22 protein-coding genes and 1 pseudogene are annotated in these 23402 nt (G+C 58.4%); 13 read left to right on the top strand and 10 right to left on the bottom strand.

Annotated features, from left to right (window positions below; genetic code table 11):
• Positions 1–65: 65 nt before the first annotated feature.
• From ACRRSD_RS00330 to ACRRSD_RS00320, 3 genes are all read right to left on the bottom strand, one after another.
• Entirely contained in the window at positions 66–1337 is a 1272-nt protein-coding gene (locus tag ACRRSD_RS00330) for an OmpP1/FadL family transporter (RefSeq protein WP_435036616.1), read from the bottom strand.
• Positions 1338–1535: 198 nt separating this feature from the next.
• On the bottom strand, positions 1536–2162 hold the full coding sequence (locus tag ACRRSD_RS00325) for a TetR/AcrR family transcriptional regulator (RefSeq protein ID WP_435036615.1): 627 nt from the start codon (positions 2160–2162) through the stop codon (positions 1536–1538).
• A 62-nt stretch (positions 2163–2224) separates the two neighbouring features.
• Entirely contained in the window at positions 2225–3109 is an 885-nt protein-coding gene (locus ACRRSD_RS00320; RefSeq protein ID WP_435036614.1) for a LysR family transcriptional regulator, read from the bottom strand.
• Positions 3110–3277: 168 nt separating this feature from the next.
• Between ACRRSD_RS00320 and ACRRSD_RS00315 the strand changes: the two genes are divergently transcribed.
• Together ACRRSD_RS00315 and ACRRSD_RS00310 are read left to right on the top strand one after the other, a co-directional pair.
• Positions 3278–4633 carry an MFS transporter gene (locus tag ACRRSD_RS00315; protein ID WP_435036613.1) on the top strand — a complete coding sequence of 452 codons (1356 nt, stop codon included), beginning with the start codon at positions 3278–3280 and terminating at the stop codon, positions 4631–4633.
• 15 nt (positions 4634–4648) lie between these two features.
• Positions 4649–5104: a type II 3-dehydroquinate dehydratase gene (locus ACRRSD_RS00310; RefSeq protein WP_435036612.1), complete on the top strand. Its 456-nt coding sequence runs from the start codon at positions 4649–4651 to the stop codon at positions 5102–5104.
• Positions 5105–5259: 155 nt separating this feature from the next.
• On the opposite strand, the gene ACRRSD_RS00305 is transcribed toward ACRRSD_RS00310, so the two are convergent.
• Complete coding sequence (locus tag ACRRSD_RS00305; protein WP_435036611.1) at positions 5260–6426, bottom strand: MFS transporter; 1167 nt, start codon at positions 6424–6426, stop codon at positions 5260–5262.
• A gap of 94 nt (positions 6427–6520) precedes the next feature.
• On the opposite strand from ACRRSD_RS00305, the gene ACRRSD_RS00300 reads away from it, so the two are divergent.
• On the top strand, positions 6521–7426 hold the full coding sequence (locus ACRRSD_RS00300; RefSeq protein ID WP_435036610.1) for a LysR family transcriptional regulator: 906 nt from the start codon (positions 6521–6523) through the stop codon (positions 7424–7426).
• Between the two features lie 45 nt (positions 7427–7471).
• A complete protein-coding gene (locus tag ACRRSD_RS00295; protein ID WP_435036609.1) occupies positions 7472–8767 on the top strand; it encodes an MFS transporter in 1296 nt (431 codons plus the stop codon).
• A 71-nt stretch (positions 8768–8838) separates the two neighbouring features.
• Here the strand turns inward: ACRRSD_RS00295 and ACRRSD_RS00290 are convergent, their stop codons facing one another.
• The gene (locus tag ACRRSD_RS00290) at positions 8839–10269 is read right to left on the bottom strand and encodes an aldehyde dehydrogenase family protein (protein ID WP_435036608.1); all 1431 of its coding nucleotides are present in this window, start codon (positions 10267–10269) and stop codon (positions 8839–8841) included.
• Positions 10270–10392: 123 nt separating this feature from the next.
• Here ACRRSD_RS00290 and ACRRSD_RS00285 point away from each other — a divergent pair, with 123 nt between their 5' ends.
• Positions 10393–11295 carry a LysR family transcriptional regulator gene (locus ACRRSD_RS00285; protein WP_435036607.1) on the top strand — a complete coding sequence of 301 codons (903 nt, stop codon included), beginning with the start codon at positions 10393–10395 and terminating at the stop codon, positions 11293–11295.
• A 93-nt stretch (positions 11296–11388) separates the two neighbouring features.
• Here ACRRSD_RS00285 and ACRRSD_RS00280 read toward each other — a convergent pair whose 3' ends face one another.
• Both ACRRSD_RS00280 and ACRRSD_RS00275 read right to left on the bottom strand, forming a co-directional pair.
• On the bottom strand, positions 11389–11982 hold the full coding sequence (locus ACRRSD_RS00280; protein ID WP_435036606.1) for an NADPH-dependent FMN reductase: 594 nt from the start codon (positions 11980–11982) through the stop codon (positions 11389–11391).
• Complete coding sequence (locus ACRRSD_RS00275; protein WP_435036605.1) at positions 11979–12836, bottom strand: sterol desaturase family protein; 858 nt, start codon at positions 12834–12836, stop codon at positions 11979–11981. Before ACRRSD_RS00275 ends, ACRRSD_RS00280 begins: the two co-directional genes overlap by 4 nt.
• A gap of 67 nt (positions 12837–12903) precedes the next feature.
• On the opposite strand from ACRRSD_RS00275, the gene ACRRSD_RS00270 reads away from it, so the two are divergent.
• Entirely contained in the window at positions 12904–13866 is a 963-nt protein-coding gene (locus tag ACRRSD_RS00270) for an AraC family transcriptional regulator ligand-binding domain-containing protein (RefSeq protein ID WP_435036604.1), read from the top strand.
• Positions 13867–14084: 218 nt separating this feature from the next.
• Positions 14085–14221, top strand: a pseudogene (locus ACRRSD_RS00265) (nuclear transport factor 2 family protein); the annotation flags it as partial.
• Here the strand turns inward: ACRRSD_RS00265 and ACRRSD_RS00260 are convergent.
• Entirely contained in the window at positions 14206–14712 is a 507-nt protein-coding gene (locus ACRRSD_RS00260) for a GNAT family N-acetyltransferase (RefSeq protein WP_435036603.1), read from the bottom strand. The pseudogene ACRRSD_RS00265 and the gene ACRRSD_RS00260 sit on opposite strands and share 16 nt — an antisense overlap.
• 61 nt (positions 14713–14773) lie before the next feature.
• Complete coding sequence (locus ACRRSD_RS00255) at positions 14774–15781, bottom strand: AraC family transcriptional regulator ligand-binding domain-containing protein (protein ID WP_435036602.1); 1008 nt, start codon at positions 15779–15781, stop codon at positions 14774–14776.
• A gap of 150 nt (positions 15782–15931) precedes the next feature.
• On the opposite strand from ACRRSD_RS00255, the gene ACRRSD_RS00250 reads away from it, so the two are divergent.
• The 3 genes from ACRRSD_RS00250 to ACRRSD_RS00240 all read left to right on the top strand — a co-directional run bounded on the left by ACRRSD_RS00250 (position 15932) and on the right by ACRRSD_RS00240 (position 18184).
• A complete protein-coding gene (locus tag ACRRSD_RS00250; RefSeq protein ID WP_435036601.1) occupies positions 15932–16606 on the top strand; it encodes a glutathione S-transferase family protein in 675 nt (224 codons plus the stop codon).
• Between the two features lie 148 nt (positions 16607–16754).
• Positions 16755–17510, top strand: coding sequence for a methyltransferase domain-containing protein (locus ACRRSD_RS00245; protein ID WP_435036600.1), 756 nt, complete (start codon positions 16755–16757; stop codon positions 17508–17510).
• A gap of 212 nt (positions 17511–17722) precedes the next feature.
• Positions 17723–18184 (top strand): hypothetical protein, encoded by a 462-nt coding sequence (locus ACRRSD_RS00240; protein WP_435036599.1) that lies wholly within the window; start codon positions 17723–17725, stop codon positions 18182–18184.
• A 16-nt stretch (positions 18185–18200) separates the two neighbouring features.
• Here ACRRSD_RS00240 and ACRRSD_RS00235 read toward each other — a convergent pair whose 3' ends face one another.
• Positions 18201–19445, bottom strand: a complete 1245-nt coding sequence (locus ACRRSD_RS00235; protein ID WP_435036598.1) for an MFS transporter — start codon at positions 19443–19445, stop codon at positions 18201–18203.
• Between the two features lie 229 nt (positions 19446–19674).
• Here ACRRSD_RS00235 and ACRRSD_RS00230 point away from each other — a divergent pair, with 229 nt between their 5' ends.
• From ACRRSD_RS00230 to ACRRSD_RS00220, 3 genes are all read left to right on the top strand, one after another.
• A complete protein-coding gene (locus tag ACRRSD_RS00230; protein WP_435036597.1) occupies positions 19675–20607 on the top strand; it encodes an AraC family transcriptional regulator N-terminal domain-containing protein in 933 nt (310 codons plus the stop codon).
• A gap of 77 nt (positions 20608–20684) precedes the next feature.
• Positions 20685–21140, top strand: coding sequence for a (2Fe-2S)-binding protein (locus ACRRSD_RS00225; RefSeq protein WP_435036596.1), 456 nt, complete (start codon positions 20685–20687; stop codon positions 21138–21140).
• Positions 21140–23392: a molybdopterin cofactor-binding domain-containing protein gene (locus ACRRSD_RS00220; protein ID WP_435036595.1), complete on the top strand. Its 2253-nt coding sequence runs from the start codon at positions 21140–21142 to the stop codon at positions 23390–23392. The genes ACRRSD_RS00225 and ACRRSD_RS00220 overlap by 1 nt, the downstream gene beginning before the upstream one ends.
• The last annotated feature ends 10 nt before the right edge of the window (positions 23393–23402 follow it).

Here is a 23402-nt window from a genome sequence, read left to right as displayed (position 1 = left end):
ACTATTTGAGAAGCGGCATCCTGTCCATCAGCAATATCGGCCTACGAATCGACTCACATGCCCGACTAAAAACGGTAGCTCACCGAAGTCCCGAGTCCACTCGCACTGTTCTTGTATCGGGCACTGTAGGCACCTCTCGAGGCCGAGCTGTCGCTGATCTCGACGCTCTCCTCCCACAGGTAGGAATAAGCCAGGTCGATCGTGACATTTTCCACGGGCGTCCAGCCGGCACCGAAGCTGAGTACCTTGCGGTCGCCCGTCGGAATGCGCGGCCCCCGATTGGTGTTGTTGGCCGGTGACTGATCAACCGAGAAACCGGCACGAAGTACCCATTGGTTATTCAGTTGATAGGCCGCGCCGATCGCGTGAGCCCAAGTGTCATGCCAGTTCTGCTCTTCGCTGATCGTCCCCAACTGGCCGCTCAGCAATGGCGGCAAGCCACTGTTCTCGATCGTCAGCTCCTTGAAACGGCTCCAGCGTGTCCAGGTACTGCCGACATAAAGCGTCCAGTCGTTATTGAATTGATGGGTGACCGAAAAGTCCACCGACTCCGGCGTGTCCACGTCCAGCGACGCGTCATAGCTGCGGCCGCTGACGCCCAGCACGCTGAAGATGCCATCGGTGACTTTGGTTTTCGCATCGAGGTGGTAACTGACTTTGGAGTGATAGGTCAGCCCCAGGCGGGTCTGGTCTGTCGCCTGCACCAGCACACCGGCGTTGAAACCTAGCGCGGTGTCATCGCCGGTGCTTTTCAGCTTGCCGTCATTACGCCCCGGGCTGAGAGGATTGGGCACCATGCCCGAAATCTCTCCACCAATACGGTTGATGGTCGGGCCGAAGCCGATCGAGACTTTTTCGTTAAAGGCATAGCTGATGGTCGGCTGGAACGTCAGCGTGGTGACTTCGCTCTTGTTGGCGTAATAGCGTCCGGCAAATCCACTGCCATAGTCGGTGATCAGCCCGAACGGCACATAAAATCCGACGCCGAATGCCCAGTGATCATCAATGGGTTTGACGTAATACCCCATCGGTACGGTGGTGGTCGGCACCATGTCGCCGTCTTCCTTGCCGCCGAACGTACTGCGCGTCTGGCTGATATCGGACTTGGCGAACAGCGTCGCGGCGCCCACGCTGACCTGCTCCCGTTTAAGCCGCGCCATGCCCGCCGGGTTGCCGTAGATCGTGCTGGCGTCTTCAGCTGAAGAGGAGCGCCCGGCAAAACCCGAGCCCATCCCGCTGATGCTTTGTTCGTTGAGTGCAAAGCCACCGGCAAACACATTGGAAGACGCAAGCACGAAGGCCAGGCCCACGGGGCTCTTGAGCATTGTTTTTTTCATTATTGGACTCTATGGAGATCACTGGAATAGAACATCGAGCACTACAGCGAAGCCATAGTATCCATGTGACCGATTCAGTCAATGGTCACATAAGACTAAATTCAATGCCCTCCCGGCACTGATGTGCCGGTGGGCAGGAAACGTAATGAGGGGATGTCGTTTGACTCGAATCGCCTGAAAACCTTGCTCAGCGATGGGTCAAGGCATGAGGCTGCGCAGGATGAGATTGGTGGTCAGCGTGGGCGCTTGCTCGATCAAATCCAGATTGTGCTGCAACAGCAACGGGTTGACGAAAGGTCGCAACGCCAGATTGATCGCCTCGACCGTCTCGTCGAGCGGAGTCTTGCGCTCGAACTCCCCCGCTTCTCGCCCTTGACGCACGATGTCGAGGATAAAGCTCTTGATCTGTGCTTCGTACACTTGGGCACTGTTCCAGCGCTCCGATGCGGAAAACGCTGCGATGTCGTAGAGCTTGCGATCGTTGAAGAACAGGTCAACGCCCGTGGCGATCACGGTTTTGACCAACCTGCGCAAACGCTCGGTAGCTGAAACCGACTCTGCGTTTATCGCCTGTTCGACCGCGGCAACGATTTGCCCCAGGCAGTTGGCGCAAATGGCCTCGCCAATCGCCTGCTTGGAATCAAAGAATTTATAGATGTAGGCCTTGGAAAAACCGATGGCCTTGGCCAGGTCGGAAACCGTGGTTTTACCATAGCCGTATTGGCTGAAGTGCTCGTTGGCCGCGGCGACAATCTGGTCACGAATGTCGTGTTCGGCGGGGCCGCGAGTGCTCGGCGAGGAGGTCGATACGGATGGCTGATTCATGGGCGCAGCTTACTCAGCCTGTCGGCGACTGACAATGTGTGATGCGCTATGAACAGCGCATTTCATCCCCAACCCTGTGCCTCTTCAATGAAGTGCAGCACCGCGCTGGACCTTTCATCGATCCGCGAAATCAGCGAAAGCTCACTGACCATTTCCGCTTGAGCCAGCGGCACGATGCGTATGCCCGGCATGGTCAAGCGCGTCATGGTTTCCGGGACGATGCTCAGGCCGATGCCGGCCGCCACCAGCCCCGGAATGCTCATCAACGACGGCACGTGCATGATGTTCTCGGGGTGCAGCTGATTTTGCCGGCACGCCTGAAGGGTGTGTGAGGTCAGGCCGATGCCGGCGCTGTCCTGTAGAAACACGAATTTCTCATGACGCAGCGTCGCCAGTTCGCCGGTAAAACTGTCCGCCATTTCATGGTTGTCCGGCATCAGCAAGACCAGCCTCGACTGGCTGAAATGATGGGTACGCAGGCGCTCCGGCAGGTGGTCCTTGAAGACCCGCGCAAAGGCCAGGTCCAGTTTGTGCTCGAGCAACATGTCGAACTGCGCGCGGATACCGGCGTCCACCAGCGACACTTTGACCTCCGGGAAGGTGCTGAAGTAATGCCGCAGCAACTGCGGCAGATTGGCCTCGAACAGCGCTGAGTGATAGCCGATGTTGATCTCGCCCACTTCACCACGGCGCGCCCGCCGAGCAGCGGCAATCGCCAGTTCACTGGATTCGATGGACTGCCGCGCATGGGGCAGAAATGCCTCGCCAGCCGCGGTCAACGCGACGCCACGGTTTTGCCGCCGGAACAACGCCAACCCCAACTCGGACTCCAGGGTTCGCATCAACTGGCTCAGTGCCGGTTGCGCAACGCCCAACTGCTCAGCCGCGCGGCTGAAGTGCTGCAGGTCAGCGGCAACGACAAAGGCTTTCAGGTGACGCAGTTCCATAATCGCTACTCATAAGGTCGGCTTATCTATTTATCGTGATTTCGATAATTATTCTGCAAGCGGGATGCGCTAACGTCTAGCCACCTCGACGATCCCTGCCCATTGCGTCGTTATTGCGCAGAACCGTCCGGGCATCCCGACACTATAAAAATAATGACGAGCACCCTTATGAGCACAATCAGTCACGAGACTCATGATTCGCGCATGCCGCGCAAAGCGGTGACCGCTGCGACCATCGGCACGGCCCTGGAGTGGTTCGACTTCACGCTATACGGCGCGATGTCCGCGACCATTTTGCCCAAGCTGTTTTTCCCGGCCATGGAGCCGACCGCCGGCCTGCTCGCTTCCCTGGCAACCTTCGGTGTCGGTCTGGCCGCGCGGCCGTTGGGCGCCATAACCTGTGGCTACCTGGGTGACAAACTCGGCCGTCGCAATCTGATGCTGGCCACCGTGACCATGATGGGTCTGGCTTCGGTGCTGATGGGGTTGTTGCCCACCTACGCTCAAGTGGGTATCTGGGCACCGATCCTGCTGGTGCTGCTGCGGATCATCCAGGGCTTCGCGCTGGGCGGCGAGTCCACCGGTGCGCAACTGATGGCGCTGGAACACGCCTCCCCTGATCGCCGCGGGCGCTATTCCGGCATGCTCGGCTTGTGTTCACCGCTCAGCCAGATATTGGCCAACGGCGTGTTGATGGGCCTGGCCGCGACACTTTCAGGCGAGCAATTTGAAAGCTTTGGCTGGCGAATTCCTTTCCTGATGAGCTTCGTACTGGTCGTGGTGGCTATTTTCATTCGCTTGAAAGTCGATGAGACCCCGGCTTTCGTGGCTTTGAAAAAGACCCCGGTCAAACAGGAAAAAAGCCCGCTCAAATCCGCGGTCGGCAGCCACTACAAAACCATCCTGCGCCTGATGCTGTTTTTCTGCTCGCCCGCTGCGCTGTTCTATCTGATCGTGATTTTCTCCCTCAGCTATCTGACCAAGCACTTGGGCTTCAGTCAGTCGACAGGCTTCATGTCGCTGATGGTGGCTAACGTCTGCGCGATTTTCGGTGCGCTGGCCGGCGGTTATCTGTCCGATCGCTGGGGCCGGAAAAAGGCCTTGGCGCTGGGTTCATGCATGACCTTGCTGATTCTGTTCGTGTACTTCCCGATCCTCAACACACTGAACGTTGCGGCCATCATGGCAATCATGGGGCTGTTCCTGGGCTTCACCCAGTTCCAGAGCGGGATTCAACCTGTGGCGTTTGCCGAGGCGTTCCCGACCCAGGTCCGCTATTCGGGTTCGGCACTGGCCTACACCGGCGCCAACCTGGTGATTGGCGGGCCGATGCCGATGATCGCGGTGTGGCTGATGAGCCAGTCGAACAACTCGCCGTGGCCGCTGGTGACCTTGTGCGCGGTGATCAACCTGATCTCCCTGGCCATGATTGTCATCGGCCCGGAAACCCGCGGCATCGACCTGAACACAGTCTCCAAAAACGACACCCTCGACACCCACGCTTCCGCCCTTCTTTCCAAATAACGCAGCAGGACCACCATGAACCGCACCGTCTTCATCCTCAACGGCCCAAACCTCAACCTGCTGGGTCGCCGTGAGCCGCACATTTACGGCCACACCACCCTTGAGCAGATCCGCCAACGCAGTGAAACACTGGCCGCGGAACTTGAGCTGATCTGCGATTTTCGCCAAACCAACCACGAAGGGGTAATGGTCGACTGGATTCAAGAGGCGTTCGAGCAAGGCGCGGCCGTCATCATCAACCCGGCCGGCCTGTCGTTCCACTCGATTCCGGTGCTGGATGCGCTGAAACTGCTCGCCGCACCGTTGATTGAACTGCACCTGTCGAACATCCATGCACGGGACGAGCTACACCGCCATTCGATCATGTCTGGTGTGGCCAATGCGGTGATTTGCGGCATGGGTGCCGACGGATATGCCCTGGCCATCCGCGCCGTCGATGACTTGCTACGGCGTCAGGCTGACGATCACTGACACCGCTTCGCCCTCGCCTGCCACCCAATCAAATCGCTCAAGCAAAATGTGCAGGATGCGGTTGCGATTGGGTGGCAGGCGCTGTCGCTCGTATCTGCCGGTCAGCCACGGCAGGAACCTGCCGCTTGCGGCCACTTATCGAGAGTAACGAATCGTCACACCACGGCGGCTTCAATCGTTCTGGAGCGCCACGCAAACCCCAACACCATCAGCAGTCCCAGGCCCGCCATTGCCGCGCCGGCCAGGGAGATCGCCGGATAACCCAGCCCGCTGCTGATCACCGCCCCGCCCAGAGCCGCGCCAATCGCATTGCCGAAGTTGAACGCGCCGATGTTCACCGCCGAAGCCAGATTGGGCGCGTCCTTGGCCGCTTCCATGACGCGCATCTGTAGCGGCGGCACCAAGGCGAAGCTGGCGATACCCCAGATTAGAATGGCCACCGCGGCCGGCAGCGGCCAGCGCATCAGTACGGTGAACGCCAACAACACCACAATCAGTACGCTCAGCGAGACGATCAGGGTGCGATCGATCGAGCGGTCAGCGGCCTTGCCGCCCCACATGTTGCCCAGCGTCAACCCGACACCGTAAAGCATGAGCATGGCGGTGATGAAGGCGGTGGACGCATGGGTCTCGCTGCTGAGGATCGGCGCGATGTAGGTGAAAACGGTGAACATGGCACTTGAGCCGACAACAGTCAGGGCCAGCGCGGCCAGCACCGGGCCGCGCCCCAAGACGCGGATTTCCGCCATGACACCGGCACTTTGCGGCGCCCGCACGTTAGGCAAGGCGAACCACAACGCGGCCATGGTCACCACGCCCAGGCCGGTAATCCCCCAGAAAGCGGTGCGCCAACCAAACATTTCGCCAAACCAGGCAGCCAGCGGCACACCGCCGATGGTCGCCAGCGTCAGGCCCATGAACATTGCTGCAACCGCCCCGGCACGTTTCTCCGGGGCGACCAGGGTAGCGGCGACGACGGAGCCAACGCCAAAGAAGGCACCGTGGTTCAGTGAGGTGACCACCCTGGCAACCATGAGACTGTAGTAATCGGTGGCCAGGGCCGACATCAGATTACCGAGGGTGAAAATCGCCATGAGCCCGATCAGCAGATAGCGCCGGGGAATCTTGCCGGTGGTCAGGGTCATCAGTGGTGCGCCGAGCAACACGCCCAACGCATAAGCACTGACCAGCAAACCGGCAGCGGGAATGGAAACGCCCAGGTCCGCAGCGATACCCGGCAACATGCCCATGGGGGCGAATTCTGTTACGCCGATGCCGAAGGCACCGATGGCGAGTGCAACAAGTGGTGGATTGATACGCATGGAAAGCTCCTCATCTATGCCGCCAATGCTACGATCCCGTCCTTTCAGGCGGTAGATGGCATTTTTGGCAATCACCTTTGCGTAGGAGGCACAAGTGGATTTCAACGGCAGATCAGGTGAAATGAGTGTGTTCACTACCGTCGCGCAGGAAGGCAGTCTGTCGGCCGCCGCGCGTGCTCTGGGCCTGACACCCTCGGCAGTCAGCCGGATCATCGCCCGCACCGAGCAACGGCTTGGCACCCGCCTGCTATTGCGCACCACACGAGCGCTCACCTTCACCGCCGAGGGCGAAGCGTTCCTGCGCGGCGCCCGGCGTATCCTCGCCGACATGGACGAGGTCGAAGAAGCCATCGCCGATCAAGGCGTGCCCAAGGGGCGATTGCGGGTCAGTGCCGCCCTTGGCCATGGACGCCTGGCCATCGTTCCCTTGGTCGCAGCCTTCAGCGCCCGCTACCCGAACATCGTCATCGACCTCAGCCTCGGCGACGAAGTGGTCGACATTCTTGGCGGGCAAGCCGACGTCGCGGTGCGCTTCGGCCATCTGCCCGACAGCCCGCTGAGCGCACGCAGGATCGGCACCACCGGCCAAGTCGTGGTGGCATCGCCGGAGTATCTGCAGCGCCACGGCATCCCGCAGGAACCGGAAGACCTGCTCCAGCACAACTGCCTGCGCTTCAACTTCCGGCGAGCCGAATCCAACTGGCCATTTACCCGCGATGGCAAAGCGTTTTCCCTGAAGGTCAGCGGCAACATCGAATGCAGCAGTGGTGAAGCGCTGGCACAACTCGCGCGAGTGGGTGCCGGCATTGCCCGTATCGGAGAGTTCAGCGTGAGCGAAGATCTGCAGCGCGGCGACCTGATTGCGCTGCTGGAAGCCTGGAACCCGGGGGACCAGGAACCGATTCATGCGGTGTTCGTCGGCGGTGCGGCGATGCCGGCGCGGGTGCGATTGTTCGTCGACTTCCTGGTGGAACATCACCGGATGTCAGCGCAGGTATAAGCTGATATTTGCGCAGCGGCATTGCGGATAATCTGGCGCGTGCGAATGACATCCCAAACACAAGGTGCGGAGCAAGGAAGTCACCCATTGAGTACATTTCGAAAGTATCTTTGCCTGGACTTGTTACTTTGGATCTACCTCGGTTGCTGGAATACCACGCTACCGCTGATCATCGTGCAGCAGGGAAGCCTGCTGGAGCTGGCGGCCTACGAAATAGCGCTCGCGCTCGCGGCGATCATTTCAATGTTGTGTCTGGCGCCGCGTGTTGAGTCGATGCGCCGCAGTACGGCGCTCAAGGTGGGCTGTTTTGCGATATTGATGGCCAGCGTATTGCGCTACTTTTTTGCCGCAAACTGGTATTCCCTTGATGCGCTGATACTGATCGACGTGATCGCTGCATCAGCATTTGGAATGATCCAGCCTCTGTTGGGTATCTATCCTGCGGAAACCGTTGATACACACCGTGCGGACGCTGCATTTCGCGTCCGGCGCATCGTTGTTACTGTCGGCCGGGTTGCGGGGCCTTTGTTGGCGGGTATTGTGATTACGGTTTCTTCACTGGAAATCTCGCTGCTATTTGCTTCAATCGTGGGACTGGTCATCGTGGCGTTCGCCATGATGCTACCGGTTAGCGCTGCCCCTGCCCTGCAACGCAGAAAATCATCAACCGATCTCATTGATGACATGCTTTTGGGGCTTAAACTCAAATGCGTTCTACCGCCAGAACAATTTTTGACTTTTTCAGGGTTGCTACTGGGTTTGGCCGTAACCGCCACCGTACCGATGCTGGTTCCAGCGCTCATACACGCGCACGGTCTTGCTGAAGGTAGCGTTGGCCTGCTCAATGCGATATTCGCGGGCGGAGCCGTTGCAGGCTTGTTTCTCTTAAGCCCGCTGATTACCCAAAAGAAATATCAGCGCAACAAGTATCTTGGGTGTTGGGCATTATTGACTTTTGCACTCTGCACAGCGACACAAGCCGACGAAATCTGGCAGTTGAGTACTTGCCTGTCTTTCGCTGGGGCCGCTAGTGCTTGCATTACGATGGTCGGAATGGACAAGAGGGTCATGTCGATCCCGTCCGGTGTTCGCGTACGACTCATGGCATCCACATTAGTGATCAGTCAGCTAGGAAGCACGGTTTCATTCATGATGACGGGCGCCATCATGTCCCAATCCGGCGCAACCAGTTTGATATGGCTGTATCTCGGGGTATTTCTGATTATCGTCATGTATTCCATGCGATCAAAAAAGATATGGCACTTTCTGGAAGATGACGCTGAGTCAGAGCTGTATTACACGAAAAACCATCCGAAACTGGCTGCGATCATGACTCCATGAAATGTCTCCCGAGTATGTGCCCGATAGCCCGGACGAAGGATGCAGTGCCCCCAGCCAGGAACCTGACCCAGTCATTTCACCGGGTCATTGCTGATCAACGTCTTCGGCTCCAGATACGCGCTCATCCCCCACCTGCCCATTTCGCGCCCAAGGCCTGAATGCTTGAATCCACCGAAAGGGGCACGTGGTTCGTGGGCCAGGGTGTTGATGAGCACGCGTCCCGCATCGATCTGACGGGCGACGTTCATACAACGCTCAGCGCTTTTTCCCAGCACCAGGGCGCTCAGTCCATAGTCCGTATCGTTGGCAATGCTGATCGCATCGGCATCATCCTCGTAGGGAATGATCGTCAGCACGGGGCCGAAGATTTCCTCGCGCGCGATGCGCATCCGGTTGTTGGCATCAGTGAAGATCGTGGGCTTCACAAACCATCCGGCATGCAAGCCTTCCGGGCGACCTTCGCCACCCGCCAGCAACCTCGCGCCTTCTTCCTGGCCGGTACGGATGTAGCGCTGCACCCGTTCCCATTGTTTCTGGCTCACCATCGGACCGATGTCCGTGTCGGTGTTACGCGGATCGCCCGATCGGACCTGTGAGGCGCCCTCCTTCGCAATGCGCTCGAACTCTGCCAGCCGGCGGCGCGGCACGAGGATACGAGTGCCCGCGATGCAAGCCTGGCCGCTGTTGAGAAATCCGGTTTGCAGCACCAGCGGCATGACTGTCTGGAAATCCGCATCGTCAAGCACCACGGTGGGCGACTTGCCGCCGAGTTCAAGCGTCACGCGCTTCATCGTGTCAGCGCCGGTTTTGACCAGATGTTGGCCGATAGCGGACGAACCCGTGAACGAGATCTTGGCAACGTCGGGATGACGGGCGATCTCCTCGCCAACCACATCGCCTCGCCCGTTGACGATGTTGAATACCCCCGGTGGTAGCCCGGCTTCGTGCAACGCCCTGACCACGACCTGCGTCTGCAACGCGCTCATCTCGCTAGGCTTGATGACGGCGGTGCAGCCTGCTGCCAGCGCGGTGGCCAGCTTGTTGCAGATGAAGCCCGCATTGCTGTTCCAGGGCGTGATCAGACCGGTCACGCCCACGGGCGTCAGAATGACCCTGGCCATGCCGACCTGTTCCTCGAAATCGAACGCCTCCAGTGCTTCGATTGCTTGCGCAATCACATCGGCCGGATAAGTCGCCATCCAGCGCCCGCGCACCGCAGGCGCGCCGTATTCCACGAGGATGGCTTCCAGCAGTTCCTCCTCCTTTGCCACCATGGCCCGGTGCATGCGGTGCAGTGCCGCAATGCGCTCCTCCCGACTAGTACGAGCCCACGCCGGGAACGCAACCTTGGCGGCTGCGATCGCACGTTGTGCGTCCAGTGCATCGCCCAACCGAACCTGACCGATGACTTCCTCGGTGCTCGGGTTATGCAGGTCGAACCATTCCTGACCGTGTGGAAGGACGAACTCTCCGTTTATGTAGATATGTTCAATGCGTTGCATGGGAACTCCTCGCTCAAAAACGGCTCACCTGAATCGAGCCTCTGTGATGAAGTCTAAGAAGGGTTCATTATTCCGATAAGCCATCCTTTGGCTGATGAAGCATCCTTGTATTCAGGACAATCCATGCACAGAACAGCAATGACCGAGCTGGAAGTGGTACTGGCCGTGGCGCGCCGCAGCAGTTTTCGCGGCGCAGCACAGGAGCTGGGCATGTCCACGACCGCCGTGAGCAGCGCGCTGGCCGGCCTGGAAGCACGCCTCAAAGTACGCCTGTTCAATCGCTCCACGCGCAGTGTTGCCCTCACCGACATCGGGCAACGCTATGTGGCACGCATCGCACCTGCGTTGGCACAGATCAAAAGTGCCGGCGAAGAAGCCAGCGTCGGCCCTGATGAACCCAGCGGCACACTGCGCATCAATGCCCCGCATGGCGCGGCCTGCCTGCTGTTGGATCCGCTATTGAAGCAGTACGCTCAACGCTATCCCGAAGTGCGCATCGACATCGTCAGCGAATCAAGCATGGTCGACATCATCGCCGGTGGCTTCGACGCCGGGATTCGCCTGGCAGAGTCGGTGCCGCAAGACATGATTGCCGTGGCGCTGTCAGGTGACATCCGGATGCTCGTGGTAGCGACGCCCGAGTACCTCGAACGCCATGGCGTGCCCGAGCATCCGCGAGATCTACTTGCCCACCGGAGCATCGGCATGCGCATGGCCCATGGAGGCCTCTACCAGTGGGAATTGGAGTGCGACGGCCAAAAACTGCAGATGGATCTGCCGGTGTGCTTCGCGTCCAACGAGTTGCTGGCCATCAAACAGGCCGTGGTGTCGGGTCTCGGCATTGGGTTCATTTCCGAGTGGTTCATCCGGGAAGAACTGGCGAGCGGCGCCCTGGTGCCGGTGTTGATGCCGTGGTGCCCGTCGTTTGGCGGGTTGAGGCTCTACTACTCGGGCCATCGCTTCGTGCCGGCGCGATTGCGCGCACTGATTGAACTGGCGCAGGAGTTGCGGCCCACTGTGGCTTGATCAGGGCTGAGTTGGAAATAGTTGACCTTTACCGGCAGCTACTAATGTTTAGCTTTAACAGTTGCATTTTTAACTTGTTGAGGGCCGACAATCTCACATCCCCGTAGAGAACTCAGGAGGATGTTTTATTGCAGTTCGTATGGTACGCAAGGCGTCATTGTATTGGCAAAGCATATGCAAAGCCCAATCGGCACGGGCGCGGATGCGCATATCATTTTCATCTGAAGGGCACTCACTGTTAAACATTGATTCAACGTTTCTTATGATCAGTTGCTCAGGCAAATACAGGATCCGGCTATTTTTATAGCTTGAAGCACGTAACTCTGCAATTGGGTAGGCTCCCCCAAGTCCAGCCGAAACGCCAACTAGAAGCGCGGGTTTATGTCCTAGTTCGCTGAGCCCTGCGTACAAAAAGAAGTTCTTCAGGGCCGGGCAAGCCATGCCATTCCACTCAGGGCAAATAACGATCAATGCTGTTGCTTTTTGGAGGGTGGATTGCTGGACACTCCAGACTTTCTGAATGTCTTCTTCTGGCCACAGCGGTAGCGGGCTCAACGCCAGATCTATTAGTTCGCTTGAGTCACAAAGCTCAAGTGCTTCTAACCGGTTACACAGATAATGGGCAACTTTGATTGATTGACTGTTGGATCTATTCGATCCAGACAGCAGAACGATATGACGACTCATTGTGCGACCTTCTGCTTAGCTTCACTTACCTTGGGTGCCGTGCGATGGGAGCGAACGATTGGCCAGAACAACTCCTCTTTCCAGTTTATCGGTGACAAGTGTTCGATACCGTATGCTGGCGGACGCCTACGGGTAATTTTGGCTGTTCCGAACAACACATCCCATAAAAACAACAGATTACCGAAATTGCCTTTGTAGTGAGTCACGCCATCCTCTGCAGTCAAACCGTGATGCGCAGAATGAGTGGATGGAGTGGAGATGGTTCGCTCAAGAACCCAGATGATCGGCCGTAAGGCGCGAATGCGATAAAGTTTGTCATCCCATGCAACACTGCTGTGTGCGGCGAAGATCACAGTCATTTTTATAATCAAATAAACATAATAAACGGGTGCGAGCCCCAGATAAATCAACGCGCCAGATAGCCAGATGCCCGGCATCAAGAGATAGTAGAAACTATTGTTGCGATAGACGATGCGAATGCTCATATAGGGCGCGGAATGATGTGCGCGATGCAATGCATAAAGAGCGGGAATCCGATGAGTTAGACGATGCCACCAATATTGGGTCATGTCATCCAGCAGTAGAAACAACGCAAATCCTGCGATCCATGGAATAGAGGACAGCGCGTCCTTCATTTCCGGGATGGCCTGATTCAATATCATGCCACTTAGCCACATGACTAAAGGAAATGTGACTATCACTAATATACCGGAGCCGACGACTTCAATGAGTACGTCACGTTTACTACCTGACGACTGACGAAGCGACGAACAGGCGAGTTCCAGCAAGATGAAGGAGAGGAAAATCCCGGCTACTATCACAATGGGTTGATTGACGAGCATTGTTGTATTCATGGCACTCTCGATTTAGGCCCTTCCGGGCAATGCCCTTTCATTAGAAACCTGCGAGCAAGTCCTCCCAATGCGCGAAATGGACAAAATTGAGCTAGAACCGGCCAACCGCCCACCCCAACGCTTTCATCGCGGCAGGTTGGGCCAGGTATTGGAGCGCTTCCTTGATAGCCAGGTTGCCCGGAAAAGTACGGATTACAACCTGATCGAACTGGATCAACTGTGGCGCGAAGCGGCACGTATCGATCCAGCGATCGGATTAAAATTGTTCGCGCTATTCACACCCCAGGACTGGCATGTCTTGGCTTATCTTTGCCTGTACAGTCCAGATATTTTGTCAGCCATGCACCTTTGGGCCCGGTACGCACCTCTCGCCTCGGACACAGACAATGTCAGGTTGGTTAATGACGAAAACGGCGCCGGAGTCGAATTGAACGTTGATGCGCCAGGAGAGTTGGCGCGGTATGTCGTCGAACACTACGGGGTGATGTCCATAGCGCAATTACGACGAGGTACAGGACACAATGTGCAGCCGATTTTGGCAAAGTTCGCTCATTCGCGTCCCTCGTATTACAAGCAATACACCCAATGGTTTGGTGATCGAGTCGAGTTTGATTGCTCGATCAACTGCTTCTATTTTCATCCTCGAAGCTTAAGCCTGCCAATGCAAACCCGTCATCACGGGATGTTGGAATTATTAACGCAGGAGCTGGATCGACGGATCGCCGCGCATCGGAATTTCAGCGGTTGGTCAGCCAAGGTTGCTGAAGGAGCGCGACGATCTCTAGCGAGACGTGAAATTCCCAATCTGGACAATCTCGCGAAGTCGCTGCACCAGACGCCAAGAACCTTGCGCAGACGGCTGGAAGAGCAAGGTACAACCTTCAGACAATTGCTCGATCAGATTCGCGCAGAATTGGAAATGCATCTTGAATTGCAAGGAGAGTCATTAACGGAGATTGCAGCTCAACTAGGTTACAGCGATTTGACGGCGTATCTACACGCCCGAAGCCGATGGCGTGACATGAAATAAGGTGGCAGCCCGAATTTTTCGTAACGGCAGTGCGACCTCAAAAATTCGCCTCATCACGCGCGGGGTATTTCGCTCGTGCAGTTTCACCCTGCGCCAAGCGGGCATCAAACTTCGCATTGTTCACCCCCTCCACCTCTCAACATCGGCATGATTCAAGCCAGAGATTCCAACTTGTCGTCACAGACGGCAGAACGTCTGAGTTCCAGGATCGTGCGTTCGTCGGTACTGCTGCCAGCGCTCGCATCGACGCCAACGATATGTCCGGCATCGCCTTCACCGACTTTTTTCATCTGTTGAAAGTTGATGGCAAGTGGACTGTGATCAGCAAGATTTTTCAGATCATGTAACGCCTTGATGACTTGGGTAGCAAACCGGGCCAACCGCCGGAACGCTCTGACGAACATAATAATTGTCGAATTCACTGCTTTCGACGAATTGGAAGCCATGGCGAATATAAAAGCGATTTGAAGCGCTTTCTTTGAGAGCTCCAACCTTAATAGGGAGCGCAGCCGCATCCGCTACTTTGAAAATCTGAGTGAGAACAACAGAGCCTATACCTGATCCTTGCGCGCTCGGTTTCACATACAAGTGCTCGAGCAAGAGTTCATTGTGGTGATGTTTGACCACTACAAAACCAACCCTCTCCCCGGATACCTCGATGTAGTGTGTGTTGCGAGCTTCAAAACCGCTAAGAAACCGCTCACGCGCACGTACCGGATCAAATCGCCCAACACGCTCCAGACTTTCGCGCATGGCCTCAATTCGAATGGCTACAAGATTGTCCAAGTCGCTTTGTTGAGCTATGACAAAAGTGACTGGGGAATTTTGATTGGCTGTGACGGGCATATTTTGCACTCTATTTACCATCCTCGAAGGCCAGTATAGAGATACTGACCGACCTGCTTCCTTATGCGTTAACACGCCGCCATTCACCAGGCGAAATCTTTTCCCACTGCCGGAAGGCCCGAAAGTAAGAATTGGCGTCCTCGTACCCGAGTAGATAGGCCACTTCTTTCAGTTCAAGACTTGAATCAGCAAGCAAGTGAAAGCCCACTTGGCGTCGGGCCTCATTGAGCAGTTCGCTGAACGTTGTGCCCTCTGCTGCCAACCGTCGTTGCAGCGTCCGTTCACTTTGCAGCAGCTCTTGAGCCAAGTGTTGCAGGGTTGGTCGTCCGGCGGCCAAGGCTCGTTTCAGCAATCCGATTACCTGCTCACGGAATCCAGCTGGCGCGCCGATCTCTTGCAAGGCGGCAGTCATGCCAGGGGTCAGGACGTGGAGCATTTCCGGGTTATGTTCCAGAAACGGCAGGCTCAAGTCGCTGGCGCTGATTGTCAGTTGGTCACGCGCTGCGCCATAGCGAATGGGACAGCCGAAATAATGCGCATGGGTTTCCAGGTTTTGCTCCGGGCGTCGCAGGCTTACTGTCAGAGGCACCAAGTGCGTCCCCGTGCCGCGCCGACCGAGCTCCAGCAAAAAAGCAAAACACGCCTCCACCGCGAGATGAGGCTGCGGGCCGCTGCCTGCCGGCCAAAGAATAGTGAAAGACACCTCGCCGTCACGCTCCTCGACACAAATCTGGTCTGGGCTGCATAGGCGCATGAAGCGGGAATACCTCGCCACCCCTTCGCGAAAATCGGCGGCATATAACGCGGCTAGGAACGCCAGTTTGTGTTTTCCGCTGGGCGTGTCGCGGACCATTTTTATGGCGAAAGCCGGGTCTGCCGATAACGCCTCAATGGCCCGCCAAACAGCGAATAGCTGATGGATCGTGACAACAGCGTCGTTCAGGTGAAGGTCGGTTGGCAATTGCGCGTGTTGTTGAACCGCCACCGGGCTGAGGCCCAATCGCTCTATCGCCTGCCAGAATACTTTGGGTAGTTTGCACCGCTCGGAGCGGATCTCAGGTTGGGACATTTACAGGCTCCGAGCCGCACGTAGGCGGCAACGCGTAATGCAGCGCCAATCAATGGCGCGTTTCGCAAGTGTTCTGGCGCAAACCGCCCACGAAGGAATACACCCTCGCACTTAGCATGATCGTTAATGAAACGAGCAGAGGCGCTCACGATGGCAACAACGTTCTATACCAACCCCAATTCTCGCGGCCGCATGGTGCGCTGGATGCTAGAAGAAATCGGCTGCACGTATGACGTGGTCATTCTGGATTACCAGTCGGCCAGTGGAGCTGACCGCTGGGGCGGCGCTGCACTGGAAGTACCCGTGCACACCAGCGCTGATGATCCACATGCAGTTTTTTTTCGCGACGTGAACCCGATGGGAAAAGTCCCCGCGCTGGTGCACAACGGGCAGACCATAACAGAAACTGCTGCCATCTGTGCCTATCTGGCTGACGCCTTTCCCAAAGCCGGACTGGCGCCTGCGCCGGAGGACCGGGCGGCGTATTACCGTTGGCTGTTTTTTGCAGCAGGCCCCGTGGAGCAGGCCGTAACCAACCACCGCGCGGGCTTCAACCCTGAGCCTGAGCAAGAGTTCTTCTTTGGCTATGGAAGCTATGCACGCACAGTGGACCAGCTCGAGCGCGCGGTGCTGGCCAGCCCTTTCATTGCCGGTGAGCGCTTCACTGCGGCGGACGTGTATGTCGGCTCGCACATCGGCTGGGGACTTGCCATGAACACCCTGCCGCCCAGGGCCGCTTTTCTTGCCTACGCCGAGAAACTCACCGGCCGAGAGGCGTATAAACGTGCGGTAGCAAAGGACGAGGCGCTCCTCGCGGCGGCCTGATTAACGGAAACTGTCGAAGACGACCCGAAGGTGCCATGCAGCTGCAACCACCCGCAAAAAGCACCTTCGCCCGCAACGCAATGGATGGCGCCGCCAGAACCTACCGACGGGGCGGCGCACATTTGCAACACACTTGAGGAGCTTTGCCATGTCGAACACTTCACCGGACTTCACCGAACGCCTGCTCGTCGATGCGGGAATCCGCGAGGGCATGCGCGTACTGGATGTCGGCTGCGGTTCAGGCGAAGTGACGTATTTGCTTGCGCGCCTGGTCGGCAGCACCGGGGCGGTGGTGGGTGCGGATCACGACGCCAATGCACTGGCCATTGCACGCCAACGCAGTACCCCGACGGGCCATGCCCAGCCCGAATTCATCGATAGCGATCTGCTCGGACTTGCCGAGTCGCTTGGCGTGTTTGATGCAATCGTTGGTCGGCGGGTGTTGATGTATCAGGCTGATACCGTCGCGGCTGTACGTGCGCTTGCGCAACACCTGCGGCCTGGAGGCACTCTCGTATTTCAAGAGCATGACACCACTCTGGTGCCTGCAAGCCTGGACGGATTCCCGCTACACAAACGCGCCCAGGGCTGGATACAACGCATGATCGAGCGTGAAGGGGCTGATCTGCATATCGGTTTCAACCTTCATCGCATCTTCACCCAGGCCGGTTTAGCCGTGGCAGCCGTCCGGGGAGAATGCCTTATCCAAACGCCCGGCTGCCCCTACGCGCTGGGACATATCGTACGAGCCTGCCTGCCGCGAATCCTTGCGCACGGCGTCGCCACCGCAGAAGAGGTCGAAATAGACACCCTGCAAGCGCGGTTAGACGATGAGCGCACCCAATCTGAAGGTATCTATATCGGAGACATGATCTTCGGTGCCTGGGCGAAAAAATCGCAGTGAGTGGGCAGCCGATTACAACTGGTTAGAGATGATGTTCTGGAGCGACGACAGGTTCGAGTGCTGCAACTGTAAGCAAACTGCCTGCTCACCACTCGGATACCGCCGCTGATTCACATAACAACCCTTATGTAACCCGAAAATACGCCGATACCGTGCTGCAGCACGGAAGCACCGCAGCAGCACTTACGTCATAGCAGGCAGGAACCCGATCAATGTTGGAACACCTCTGGCGCAGTATCCATTCCCCGGACTACTTGCCCAACGTACTGGAGTGGATGCTCCATATTCTCCTCAGCCCGTTCATGGTGATCATGTGCCTGATGGTCGGAGCGCTGGCCGGCAAATGGTGGAGAGCACTGCCTTACGGCGGCCTGACTTGTTATGTGGTCTTTCTGAGCCGGTCTTCTTTCTATCGGTGGGAAAGCATTTTTCCCGTAGCCGGCCTGCCTGCGCTGGCGATAGATGGTGCACTGCTTGCGCTGCTCGGCTTTTATCTGAAAGGCGTACTCAGAACCCGCGCAGAAGCAAAACCCGAAGGCCACTGGCTGCGCAGGCTTTATCAAGGTCTTAAGGTCGTCATGCTGACAGTCATGGTGATGTTCTGGGCAGTCGTCGTGCTGTTTGTTGTGGTCTTCACTGTCTCGGTCGCTACCCAACCGTCATTGGCGCACTGAGCGGCTTCCTGGTTGATCAGACAAATCGGGACCTAGCTTCGCCGGGAACAGCGTCCGAATGAGCTGCCGGTTCATCAAGATGAACTTCCGTGGCATTGCGCCCCGCCAACCAGGCCAGCACTGAGGCGACGACCAAGACAGCGGCGCTGAGCTCGAATGTAGCTTTGTAACCGCTCAGATCGAAGGCCAGCCCACCAATGATCGCGCCTCCTGCGATCGCCAGTTGCACAATCGCCACCAGCAGTCCACCTCCGGCCTCCGCATCATCCGGCAGCGTTTGCGCCAGCCAGGTCCACCAGCCGACCGGCGCGGCGGTAGCAACCAGTCCCCAGAGGCCGAGCAATACGGCGGTCAGCACCGGTGATTTGCCGAAGCTGACCAACGCCAGCGCGATGGCCGCCATGATCAGCGGGATGACGGTCAATGTGCGGTAGAGGCCGCGACCCATAAACCTTTCAATCAGAAAGGTGCCGATAAAACCGGCCAGTCCCAGCCCCAGCAGCATCAACGACAAGGTTGAAACACTGACGCCGGTCACGCCTTCAAGAAAGGGCCGCAGGTAGGTGAACAGCATGAACTGGCCCATGAAAAACACGCTGACGGCGACCATGCCCAAGGCCACTGGCGGCTGCTTCATCAGGCGCAGAACGTTGCCGCTTCCGGCCTGACGCTCGACCTTGAAGGACGGCAGGCTGATCAGCAGCCACACGGCGGCCAGCACCGCGACCGGAACCACGCAGAAGAATGCGCCGCGCCAGCCGATCAGCGAACCAAGAAAGCTCCCTGCCGGAGCGGCGATGACCGTGGCCAATGCGTTACCGCCATTGACGATGGCCAACGCTCGCGAAACCTGTTCAGGCTTCACCAGGCGCATTGCGGTCGCTGCCGACAGTGACCAGAAACCACCAATCGCTATCCCGATCAGTGCACGTCCAAACATGAATGACGGGTAGCCCGGCGCGACCGCGACGACCGTACCGGAGACGATCATCAGCAAGGTCAGGCCCAGCAACAATTTCTTGCGTTCGACGCGAGCAGCGACCGAGGCAATCAACAGGCTGGTGATCAAGGCGAAGGCACCGGACACGGAAATCCCCTGCCCGGCCTGGCCTTCGGTGATGTGCAGGTCGGCCGCAATCGGCGTCAGCAGGCTGACCGGCATGAACTCTGAAGCGACCAAAGCGAATGCGGCCAACGACATGGCCAGCACGGCGCTCCAGCCGCCTGTTCTTTTAGAAGGATCTGTGGAAGGAAATGTCATGGGAACTACCTGTGGTGCGAAAAACCTGTGGATGTGATGCGCAGGGGCAAGCAGCTTGAAGCCCATTCGGGCACTGCCCCTGTAACAGATAGACACATTCTCCCGGTCAATCTGGCCCTTCCCTAGTGCATTCCTCTTGAATGCTTGCCTGATCCTCTGGCGATGCAGGGTGATGGGTAGGAAACGTCTCGCGCGCGGATTAGAGTTCGGTCAACAGGAGTGACCCGACATGATCCCTACCCCTCTGCCCCAGGACTCTCCTTTGGCATTGCACATCGACCCGCGCGTGAGCGCACCGGGCGACTTCGCCACAGCCATACCCGGACTGTCGTTGTTTCGTCGCGACCAACCGGCGCCGCCCATTGTGTGCATGATCGAACCGAGCCTGATTCTCGTCGGTCGCGGTGAAAAGCGCTTGTGGGTCGGCGGTGAAGGCTACAGCTATGACCCTTCGCGGTTTCTGGTGACCTCACTGGACCTGCCCGCCAACTCCGAAGTGATGCTTGCCAGTCCCGAGCAGCCCTGTGTCGGCCTGGTGCTGAAACTGGATGTGAGCATGCTCGCCGAGGTCATCACCAAGAGCGGCTTGCCGGCCAAGCGGCAGCCAGCGACAGGCACAGGCGCCGCGATTGGCAGCTTATCGTCTGCCTTGGAGGGTGCGCTTGATCGTCTGCTGGCATTACTGGATGAACCCGAGGCGATCCCGGTGCTGGCGCCGCTGATTCTGCGCGAAATCCACTATCGGCTGCTGCACACCGACCAAGGCGCGCGGCTGCGGCAGATCACTGCCGTCGATGGTCAGGGGTATCGCATCGCCAAAGCCATTGACTGGCTCAAGCTCAACTACGCAGATGCCCTGCGTATTGACGATCTGGCGGCGCGGGTACAAATGAGCGCGCCGACCTTTCACCACCATTTCCGCCAGCTCACTGGCATGAGCCCGCTGCAGTACCAGAAGTGGCTGCGGCTCAACGAAGCGCGGCGGCTGATGCTGGTCGAACGCCTCGACGTATCGCGCGCGGCGTTTGCGGTCGGCTATGAAAGCCCTTCGCAGTTCAGCCGCGAATATGGCCGCCTGTTCGGCACCGCGCCGAGTCGTGACATCGCCCTCCTGCGCGGGCAGCCATTTGAAGCAGAAGCCCTCGGCACAGTAGCGAATTGAACGAAAACCGGTGATGCGCCTCGCCGCGTGTCACCGCTCATAACAATGCACGTCAACCGATGATCAGCGGGTGAATCATGGAACTACGAATCAACCAGAAGACCTATCAGGTCGATGCCGACGCCGATACGCCCTTGCTGTGGGTGATCCGCGATGACCTGGGCATGACCGGCACCAAGTACGGCTGCGGGCTGGCGCAATGCGGCGCATGTTCGGTGCTGGTGGACGGCAATGTGGTGCGCTCCTGCGTCACGCCGGTGGCCGGTGTGGTTGGCCGCGAGGTCACCACCATTGAGGCCATCGAAAGCGATGACGTGGGCAAACGGGTGGTCTCGACCTGGGTCGATCTGCAGGTCGCCCAGTGCGGCTACTGCCAGTCCGGGCAGGTAATGGCCGCCACCGCGCTGCTCAAACAAACCCCCAAGCCGAGTGATGCGCAGATCGAGGCGGCTATGGTCAACCTGTGCCGCTGCGGCACTTACAACGCCATTCATGCCGCCATGCATGAGCTGGCCGGCAAGGGGGACGCGTGATGACCGTTCGAATCGAACCTTCACTGCAAGCCTCGGTACTGGATTTGCACGAGCCGATCAATGTTTCGCGCAGACGTTTTCTGACCGGTACCGCCGTCGGCGCACTGGTCCTCGGCTTCGGTCTGCCGCTGGGTGCAACACGCGTGCAAGCTGCCGTTGCAGCGGCGACGGCCGAGCGCGGCACGCAGGTGCCGGCGTTTCTCGAAATCCGTCCAGACAATCGCGTGCGTCTGCTCTGCCCGTTCATGGAAGGCGGACAAGGCACGTTCACCGCAATGGCGCAGATTGTCGGTGAAGAACTCGATGCCGACCCGGCGACCTTTCTGGTCGAAGCGGCACCGCCCGGCGAAGCCTATGTGGTGTTGGAAAACGGCATGCGTATCACCGGCGGCAGTATGTCGGTGCGCATGAGTTACCCGGTCATGCGCCGCCTCGGCGCCCTCGCCCGCGCCATGCTGCTGCAAGCGGGCGCGCAACAACTTGGCGTGCCAGTCAGCGAGTTGAGCACCGAGCCTGGCAAAGTCGTGCATGCCAAGTCCGGGCGCTCGTTGGCTTACGGTGAATTGGCCGAGCGGGCGATGGATCTGCCGGTTCCCGATCCGGCCTCCGTGCAACTGCGTGATCCGAGCCAGTTCCGCTGGATCGGCAAACCGGTGAAGCGTCTTGATGCCTACGACAAGTCCACGGGCAAAGCGCTGTACAGCATCGACCTGAAGGTCGACGACATGCTCCACGCTGCCGTGCAACATGCCCCGCGTTTGGGGATGACGGTCGGCAACCTGCGCAACGAAGAGCAGGTCAAGGCAATGAAAGGCGTGCATTCCGTGCATCGTCTGCCGGGTGCCGTGGCGGTGGTCGCCGAGCGCTGGTGGCACGCCAAACGTGCGGTCGAGGCGATCCAGGTCGACTGGCAAGAGCCAACGGCCGACAGCCAAGTGCGGCCGATGCCTGCGGACTTTTCCAGCGATGCCTGGTTCAAACGCCTCGCGGAAGATAAAGGCCCGGCCAAAGATGATGAAAACGAAGGCAACGTGGCGTCGATTCTCAAGGACACCAAGACCCGCATCGACGCCACTTACCACAACCAATACCTGAACCACGGTCAACTGGAACCGCCTTCGGCACTGGCCCGATTCAACCCGGACGGTTCGCTGGAAGTCTGGTTGCCGAATCAGGCGCCGGACATGTTCCGCGCCGACATCGCCAAACGCACAGGCCTCGATCCGTCGCGCATCACCTTGCATTCGCCGTTGTTGGGCGGTTTCTTCGGCCGGCATTTCCTCTACGATTCGGCCAGTCCCTATCCGCAGGCGATCGCGCTGGCGAAAGCGGTTGGCCGCCCGGTCAAACTGATCTGGAGCCGCGAGGAAGAGTTCCTGCGTGACGTGCTCCGCCCCGTTGCTGCGGTGAACTTCCGCGCCGCGCTGGATAACGACGGCTGGCCGCTGGCAATCGAAGCGATCAGTGCCACCGAAGGCCCGACCGAAGCCCTTGCCGGCAAGCAGGGTGAAAAACTCGACCCCACAGCGCTTGAAGGGTTGTCGGGTAAAACCTATGCGATCCCCAACAAACGCATCGCACAGATCTACGTCAAAGGCCCGGCGATGCTCGGTTACTGGCGTTCGGTGGGCAATTCGCTCAACGACTTCTTCTATGAATCGTTCCTTGATGAACTGGCTGACAAGGGCGGCAAGGACCCGTTCGACCTGCGCCTGCATCTGCTGCGTGACAACAAACGCCTGACCACCTTGCTGCAAGCGGTGGGTGAACTGTCCGGCGGCTGGAAGCGCGGCCCGTTTACCGCCGAAGACGGCAGCAAACGTGCGCGCGGCGTGGCCATGGCTTCGCCGTTCGGTACGGAGACGGCGGTGATCGCCGAGGTGTCCATCGAGAACGGTCAGGTCAAGGTGCACGACATCTGGCAAGCGATTGATCCGGGCAGCATCGTCAACCCGGCGATCGTCGAAGCGCAGGTCAATGGCGCCGTGGCGTTGGGGCTGTCGCAAACCCTGGTGGAAGAAGCTGTGTGGATTGATGGCAAACCCCGGGCGCGCAACTACGACTTGTATCCGATCCTGCCGCCTGCGCGGATGGCTCGGGTCCATGTGCGGGTGGTCGAGAGTGGGGAAAAAATGGGCGGTATCGGTGAACCGCCGCTGCCTGCGGTCGCGCCCGCCGTCGCTAACGCGGTGGCAGCGCTAACCGGTCAGCGGGTGCGCAGCCTGCCCATGAGCCGACACACCTTCACTTGATCAGCGCCGG

Origin of the sequence: Pseudomonas neuropathica, assembly GCF_051174785.1 — a bacterium.
GTDB lineage: Bacteria > Pseudomonadota > Gammaproteobacteria > Pseudomonadales > Pseudomonadaceae > Aquipseudomonas > Aquipseudomonas neuropathica_A.
The sequence above is the reverse complement of the archived record's forward strand: the minus strand, read 5'-3'. Positions and strand labels throughout refer to the sequence as shown.